Source organism: Tunicatimonas sp., from assembly GCF_049647865.1.
Taxonomy (GTDB): domain Bacteria; phylum Bacteroidota; class Bacteroidia; order Cytophagales; family Cyclobacteriaceae; genus Tunicatimonas.
The window spans coordinates 1-7,608 of record NZ_JBARYM010000261.1 but is presented as its reverse complement, the minus strand read 5'-3'; the positions used below and the strand labels follow the sequence as shown (position 1 = coordinate 7,608).

Below are 7,608 nucleotides of genomic sequence, written 5' to 3'. Positions count from 1 at the left end.
TCCTGACTACTTATAAAAGCTATTTTCTGGTTCAGTAGCCGAATTTCAATCATGTCTTCTTCCAAGATATTTTTCTTCGCCATAATATCTTGAAGCTGGTCAATTAGCTCCAGATAGACTTTCATTTTCATGTCTAGGAAAAGCACATTCTCTTCTTTACGTAGCTCAGCTACCGTTTGGCGACGCAGTAGAATGCTGGTAAGCAGAATGGTAATACTCACTCCAATCAGAGCGGCAAATAGCTCAAAAGTGATTGGGTGTTCGCTCTGTTTTAGCACCGTGCGAAACAGTAGATACGCTGAAACGGCGGCCACCGCAATAAGTACGATTAGGGGAATTGATTTATTTTTCATCATGCAGTAGCAAAGATAGAAAAAGCCCTCAAATCAAATCCGTATCAATACGATCATACTACAAATTATCAGTCGCGAATATTTTCTATTCAGTTGAGTGTAGTAATGCGGTGGTAAAAAAGGGCACTTGAGTGGTATTCGATGGCATTGTATAAGCTATTTTACCCTTTTGCCGTCGAGACTAAGCGTAGTCTAATGGAAAAAACAAAACTCGGTGGGAAAAGCATGCTGTAAAGTGGAAAAGCCGTACTATAAACGTAGACTGAACCGCTACCTACAATGTAGCTAGGGCTGAACAGAGCTGCTGGATATCAGCTCCGCTGTTGTAAAAATGGGGACTTACTCGTAATCCCTTCGGGCGAGTAGAGGTGATAATACCTTGAGTCTTTAGCTGTTCCTCGGCACCTTCCGGAGCACGAATGACTACAATGCTGGAAGAATTCTTGTTGTCATAATCCGAGACTAACTGTGCACTATTAGGCAACGACTCAATTAGTTGATAACGCAGTTGCATAACCTTCTCAAATATACGGTTAATCCTTACCTCCTGTAGTTCTTCTATCGCTTGCTTTAAAGCCAGTAAACTAAAAAAGTTGTAGTGTCCGGCTTCCAATGTTTCGGGGGTGAATGGAATGTTATCAATAGCTTGGGCCGAAAAGCTGCTTCCTACTGCTCCAAATCCTAATAGCTTCGGACGTAGTTCAGCGTGTAGTTCCTGACGAATATACAGCAACCCATTACCTAATCCGGCGGTAAGCCACTTGTAACCACTGCTAATCAGTACGTCTACTGGAGTTTGATATAAATCAATAGGAATGACTCCCAAAGATTGGGTAGCATCCACTATTAATTTTGTGTTGGTGCTCCGGCAAACCTGACCAAGCTCATTTAATGGCAGTCGAAAACCACTACTGTACTGGACGTGACTTACCGCTAATATCTCAATATTATGCTGGCGGATGCTTTGCTCAATGGTTTCTACCGGAATGCTACCGTCCGATAAAGCGGCTACCGTAAAAACTTCAAAGCCCAGCAGATGCCAGGGAAGCAATAGCGAGGGGTAGTCGTCAGCCACCACCAGCACCCGACGGTAGTTCTGAAGTAGTTGCGCTACCTGATAAATACCATTGGTAAAATTGCCAATCAACGCTATCTCAGAGGGGTTAGCTCCGATAAATTCGGCAGAGATTTGGCGAATAGCATTAAGCTCACTGTACCAGGCATCCCGGACAACGCTGCCCTGCTGCGCGTACTGCTGCGTAGCTTGCTGAATAACCTGTTGGGTTTTGGTGGATAACAGTCCACACGAGGCGGTATTTAGATAGGTAAGTTGTTGAAGGGCAGGGTAAGGTTCGTGGTAGTTCATTCGTAAGCTTTGGCGGTGATAATTCTACTACTTCACCCCAGTCCTTCTTGCTGTAGCAGTTGTTCAATATGTTGTTTAGAGAGATTTTCTAGCTGGCTTTTATCGTAAATAGAGACTAGATAGCCCTTTTGCTGAAAAATACGTACGCAGGTAATAATACGCGCTCCGCCAGACTTACCCTTACCCTTGGAGGCAATAGATAGGCAAACTCTGTAGAGGTTGTTACCTAAAGGAGCACCAACAGTAGAGTTATTGACCAATTCTTCACCTAATGCTTCAAGTTCCTTTCTCAGTAAACGGCACTTTTTATATAACTTATTAGCCTCCCATTAAAAAGTTTTCAGTAGCAATGACGCTATAGCTCATCTAGGAAGTCCTTGAGTGGAGTGCCCTTCCTTGTACCTTCTTCTATTTGCTTAACTTCACGTATACCCTGGGCAATGCCCTGTAGCACTTGCTGCTCAGAACCCGCCTCCTCTACCGGTTCTAACCCTAATTTTCTTACTAATTCCATGAAGAAGGTATACTGATTGTCGGGAACGTTGAGTGTAACCTGTTTCATAACTAAATGAACCTAATATAGGAAAGAAAAGTTTTAAGCAACAATTACGAAAAACCGCGGATTTAATATTAACTTACTCATAAGCCTCCGCGGTGATAATGTGTTCGTAAAGCAGTTCACGCATCACTACTTCAGTGAGTTCGCTTTTAAAGATAAACTCGTAGCGAATATCCATGACATAGGCTTTCAGCCGCATTTTAAGGTAGGGCCGCCGATCTTTTACTTCGTTGAAGAATAGTACGGTAATTGGTTTATTCAGAAAAATATAGCGCGAAGTCTGGGCGGCTTCAGTGGCAATATGTCGCACTCGTTCGGTATCAATATCGATTGGCAAAAACATTTCGGCCACTACCTGGCAGTTGGGCTCCCCCGCGTTACTATTAGATACCGATTGGTTCATCAGCTCACCGTTAGGAATAGAAACCAGCGAGTCATCGGGGGTGACAATACGAGTTGAGCGCAATCCAATTTCTACCACTTCGCCGTAGAAGGAGCCAATCTCAATTTTATCACCCATTTTGAAGGGCTGATCAAGCAAAATAACGATACCCCCAAATATATTCTTCAAAATATCCTGAGAAGCAAAGCCTACCGCCACGGCTATCGAAGCAGTGAATGCCAAAACAGTTTCTATCGGCGGACGAATAATACCAGCAATTACTACGTAGATTATGATAATCCAGCCCACAATTCTTACTACTGGCACAAAGCCTTTTACTGTAATTCTCCGCTCAGTGGTGCTTCGTTCGGCTAATAGGCCTAATAAGCGAGTGCAAAACCGAATGAAAAAGTAGCCTATTACGAAGATAATAAGACTCCAAATAATCTTACCTAACGAAATACGAAACGGTGGTTGATCGATGCTAATACTTTCTACTAGTGAGTCTTCTTTAGTAACTAAACTATCAGTGCGAGCCGAGTCCATTCGGACCGAGTCCATTCGGACCGAGTCCATTTCGGGAACTACCTGAACAATAGTAGTTATAGTTGAATCAGCTACAGTAGAATCGCTTTGACCATAGCCGAAGAAGGTAGTACCTAGCAGAAGAAAAATAATAATAAAGCGCATTAGTGGACGAAGTTACGGGTTTGCAACAAGTCTACCACTTGCTGGTAGAGTAAAGGATGTATCTGATATACATCGCCAGATTTTACCAATAGGCCATCATCCAGCAACTGAATCAATTGAAGGTTGACTGGTACTTTTACAATTCCGTCAGACTCCTTTTTTCGCCGACCTGATAGTTCCGAAAACTGCAAAGCGGTAAGCCCATCGTGCAGCAGCAAAGAGTGTAGAATAGCGATCTGCGGTACCGACAGTGACTTTAGAAATGAATAGTCTAATGACTTTAAACTACCTATCGTGATCTGATTATCCGTAACATCTTGCGCTGAGCGCAACCAGTAGAGTAACGCAATTGCGAAATTACCCTTAGTGATACGCCTCAAATCTTCAAAGTATTCGTTTTCAAGGTACTCCTGTTGATTTGCCGCATCCATCTTCTGAAACTTCTTGTTGCTGCGGTCGGCATCTGCCGAAGCATACTGGATATCAAAGCCACTTACCCGGTGTCGCTTAAGAATAATTTCCCGTACCACTTCCGCCTGCGCGGCTGGTAACTGAACGATGTATTCAAAATGATCTGCCACCTGAGCGGTTTTATCCAGATAATTCCAAGCATATTGGGTGCAAGACATCAACCAAAAAACTTGGCGGTGCGTACGAGAGATCAGCTCCAGCAACCACCGTAAGCACTGAAAGCCACCGACCTTTCTTAGATAGAAGTGATCTAAATGCTCAATAATTAAGATATACTGCGTTTCAGCATTTTCCAGATAATTAACAATGCTTTCAAGGTCGGTAAATGATTCTTCTGGCGAGAGTTGCTCCTGAAAAAAAGCGATAAACTGGTTCTCACTGTAAATTTGCTGATCGATATCTACCTGTACTAAGGTATGCTCTCGGCGTTCGGTTCGGGGCAAACTATTTAGAAAAAAACGAATTAAAGTAGTAAGCCCACTCCCTTTTTGTCCCACTAAAATAGTGCTGGCGTAGTACCCACGTTTCCAACTTTCAAAGGCCTGTTGCAACCGAGCCATTACCGCTGGATGTTCTCGGTAGAACACTGACTCCTTTAATGGTTGTACACTAAACAGCCGCTGATAAACATAGGGCAGACGATTGATAGCGGCATCGGTTTCAGCTAAGAAATCAGATATTTCAGTAGTTACTTCGCCCCCTGCTTCTATACCGATTTGCTTGCGGTAAAACCCAATTTGCTGAGCGCCTTCTTGATACTTTTGCGTGACAAACTTTGCTGAGCGGGGAATTGCCAAACGCGCGTATCGGAAGGTTTTCTCGCGCAATACTTTGGTTTTCTGAGTAGCTTGTGCTCGCGCCAACCGCAATTTTAGCTCTAGTACGTAGTGGTTATCCGTCAGCTCAGTGAGCTTTCGAGAGAAATCCTGAATAGCTTGTTGTAGCTCAGCTTCCTGAAATTTTATTAGTGATTGTAGCTGTTCGTGTAATCGCTCAGCGTTGGTGAGTCCTCGCTTGAGTCCCTCACTAGCTACTTGCTGAGGTTCTTCTGATGTCTCGGACTCCCGCCCGTAGACAGAAATAGCAGAGTCTAAACTGAAGTAAGAAATTTGTCCTATTTCTTGCATCAATTTTTGTGCTTCGCTTACTTGATGGCGAGTTTCTCGCTGAATCTCTGACAAAGCCTCTTTGAACAGCGGTAACATCTCATATTCGGCCAGTTGACAGGGGGACACGTACGCAATATCCGATGTTTTCAGTGGCTGATCATACGCATCACTCGCCACCAGTCCCCGCTGGTCGGCAATTTGTCCTACCGCAGTTGTACTCGCTTCCTTAAACTGGCCCAGGGCAGTAGCAAACTCTTGCTGGTGTATTGCTGAGGTGACTACCGGAATGAGCTCATTTATCAACTGCTGGTCAATAGTCTTGCGCTCTTGTCTTAGTACCCGCTTCAGTTCATCTTCCGCAACATCTTCCACCCGATCCAACGATTCCTTAATAATTTCCGACATGCGGTCAGTCTGAGGGAACACCTGATCCCGTAATCTAACTTGCTGTTCTTCTATCCACTCAAAGTAGGTTAACCACAGGGCATCTTTCACTAGATTGAGCTCCTGATCCAACCGCCAGTCATCGTGAAGTGCAAACAGGGTAGTAGCCCATCCCTGCGTTTTCTTTAGAAAAATTGACTGATTGTTCTCTCCCAACCGTCGCAATCGGGCTTCCCGAAAACGATATGCGGGTAATTCTAAGGTTCCAGCTACTTCGTAGTCCCGCTCCAGTATGGTTAGCTGATACGCGAAGATACTATTTAATGACTGAGGTAATGTTTCGGCGTAATTCCGTAGCTGCCATTCCGCCGAATCAAATTCCTCTTGGTGTGCTTTCCAGCTTTCACCGGCTAGTTCATCATTCTCAGTGCCATTTACCAGTTGCTGATGCACATTTTTATATAACTGACTTTGTACTTGCCAGAGTGTACGCGAGGTTTTAGTAATAACTCGATAGGCCTCCTCTACTACTGGTAGCATAGTTACCATTAGGTTCTCTTGAAACGAAAGGTGCACTAGCTTCCGTAGTGGCACATCGTACTGCCAAGGGGTGAGGGGTCGAGGTTCCTTTTTAAACCACTTGCGTACTCGATTTTTTACCCGGGTGGGGCCAATACCCAACCAACGCCTTTTTCTTTTACCAAATTTTATAAACCTGATAAACCACCGATCTTCCGCCTGAGCGATAAATCGCACCTCTGATTGAGCACGGCGTTCGCTGGTAGGTACTTCCAGCAAGTAGTCACTAAACGCCTCCAGATAGCCGGGAAAAAGGTCAGTAAATGGAAAAGCTTTAGGCTGAGGATAGCGCTCTTCTAATAGTTCTAATACTTGCGCTGAATATGCCTGAATTGAAGCAGCTCTATCTTGAACACCCTCGTCTACGGTAGCCTGCTGAAAGAATTGCTCGGCCTGCTGTTGGGCTTGGCGCACAAAAGCAATTTCTTCTTCCAGCCACTTTTGCAACAACGGAAGCAAGTGCTCTTCTCCCAGTTTCAGCACATCGTTGTGGATTTTCTGGAGTTCTGTGAGAGAAGGAGCGGGTTGGGAAGTGCTAATCTCCACTATTTAAAGTGATACGACGCTTTTTTGAGTGCTTCACGCAGGGCTTCGGAAGCTTTTTCTACTCCTTGCCGGATGTCATAAAACGCCGCTGCACTGGAATGTTTGGCATCTTCCAACGTTTTGTACACCTTAGAATCTTTACTCTTCAGATCGTTCATTTGCTCGTCTAGCTTTTCCTCTAAATCTACTCGAACTTTCTTTGCCTGATCTTCCAGCTCTTTGATCTTATCGTAAATTTCACTTAAAGTTTCTCGAGCTTTGGTCTCGAAGTTATCGGATTGAGTCATAATGGTTGATGGTTAATACTTCCAAATATTACTAAATTTTGTTGTATTCTCGATACATTTGATATACGAATATAAGGTTTGGAAAGTTGATTGGATAAATAATTTTTTGTTTCCCTACTCTTCTTCTAAAAAGGCTGAAAGCTCATAATTTCTTGAATAAAACGGGTTACCACCTCCGGGTTAAGTAGAATAGTGAAGGCTACCCCAAACAATGCACCCCACAGATGAGCATCGTGGTTGATGCGATCGCCTGTTTGTTTGGAGCGCTGGAAAGAATACATTAAAAACAATATTCCCAAAATAAAACCGGGTATAGGAATGATGGCAAATAAGTAAATATTGTTAGTAGGATCGTATAAAATAGCACTAAATACTACCGCTGCCACTCCGCCCGAAGCCCCCAGCGAGTTATAGTTTGGGTGATCTTTGTGTTTTCGGTAAGTACTAAAATCAGCTACCACAATGGCTACTAGGTACATAACAATGTATATCACCCCGCCCCAATCACCAAATATATAGCCGTAAATCTGCTCGATCATACTTCCGAAGAAGTACAGTGTAAACATATTGAAAAACAGATGCAGATAATCCTGATGAATAAATCCTGATGTGAGAAAGCGATGGTATTCTCGTCGGGTCTGTACAGCGTACGGATTAAACATCCACCGTTGTAAAATTTCAGGCTTGTTCCAGGCAAACAAACTCGCTGCCACTGTAATAATAATAAGTATAGTAGTGATAGATAAATTCATGTATTTAACTCGATGGTTCGATAGTTCAATTGCTAAATGTTATTGGTCAATGGGGTGAATGATAGAATGGCTCGATTGTTATTAGCTACTAAGGTTTATACTTCCGCTTTCCCACTCCACCATTATCTAC

General features: G+C 43.5%; 8 protein-coding genes. All 8 read right to left on the bottom strand.

What is annotated here, in order from left to right; all coding sequences use genetic code 11:
• The coding region (locus tag WBA23_RS08085; protein ID WP_424581766.1) for a hypothetical protein at positions 1 to 356 on the bottom strand (356 nt) is incomplete at its 3' end.
• A gap of 271 nt (positions 357 to 627) precedes the next feature.
• The gene (locus WBA23_RS08080; RefSeq protein WP_424581765.1) at positions 628 to 1,719 is read right to left on the bottom strand and encodes an aminotransferase class V-fold PLP-dependent enzyme; all 1,092 of its coding nucleotides are present in this window, start codon (positions 1,717 to 1,719) and stop codon (positions 628 to 630) included.
• A 32-nt stretch (positions 1,720 to 1,751) separates the two neighbouring features.
• Entirely contained in the window at positions 1,752 to 1,979 is a 228-nt protein-coding gene (locus WBA23_RS08075) for a hypothetical protein (RefSeq protein WP_424581764.1), read from the bottom strand.
• Between the two features lie 95 nt (positions 1,980 to 2,074).
• Positions 2,075 to 2,281 carry a hypothetical protein gene (locus WBA23_RS08070; protein ID WP_424581763.1) on the bottom strand — a complete coding sequence of 69 codons (207 nt, stop codon included), beginning with the start codon at positions 2,279 to 2,281 and terminating at the stop codon, positions 2,075 to 2,077.
• Between the two features lie 73 nt (positions 2,282 to 2,354).
• The gene (locus tag WBA23_RS08065) at positions 2,355 to 3,350 is read right to left on the bottom strand and encodes a mechanosensitive ion channel family protein (RefSeq protein ID WP_424581762.1); all 996 of its coding nucleotides are present in this window, start codon (positions 3,348 to 3,350) and stop codon (positions 2,355 to 2,357) included.
• On the bottom strand, positions 3,350 to 6,439 hold the full coding sequence (locus WBA23_RS08060) for a hypothetical protein (protein WP_424581761.1): 3,090 nt from the start codon (positions 6,437 to 6,439) through the stop codon (positions 3,350 to 3,352). The genes WBA23_RS08065 and WBA23_RS08060 overlap by 1 nt, the downstream gene beginning before the upstream one ends.
• A complete protein-coding gene (locus tag WBA23_RS08055) occupies positions 6,439 to 6,726 on the bottom strand; it encodes a hypothetical protein (protein ID WP_424581760.1) in 288 nt (95 codons plus the stop codon). The genes WBA23_RS08060 and WBA23_RS08055 overlap by 1 nt, the downstream gene beginning before the upstream one ends.
• A 125-nt stretch (positions 6,727 to 6,851) precedes the next feature.
• Positions 6,852 to 7,478, bottom strand: a complete 627-nt coding sequence (locus WBA23_RS08050; RefSeq protein WP_424581759.1) for a rhomboid family intramembrane serine protease — start codon at positions 7,476 to 7,478, stop codon at positions 6,852 to 6,854.
• Between the last annotated feature and the right edge of the window lie 130 nt (positions 7,479 to 7,608).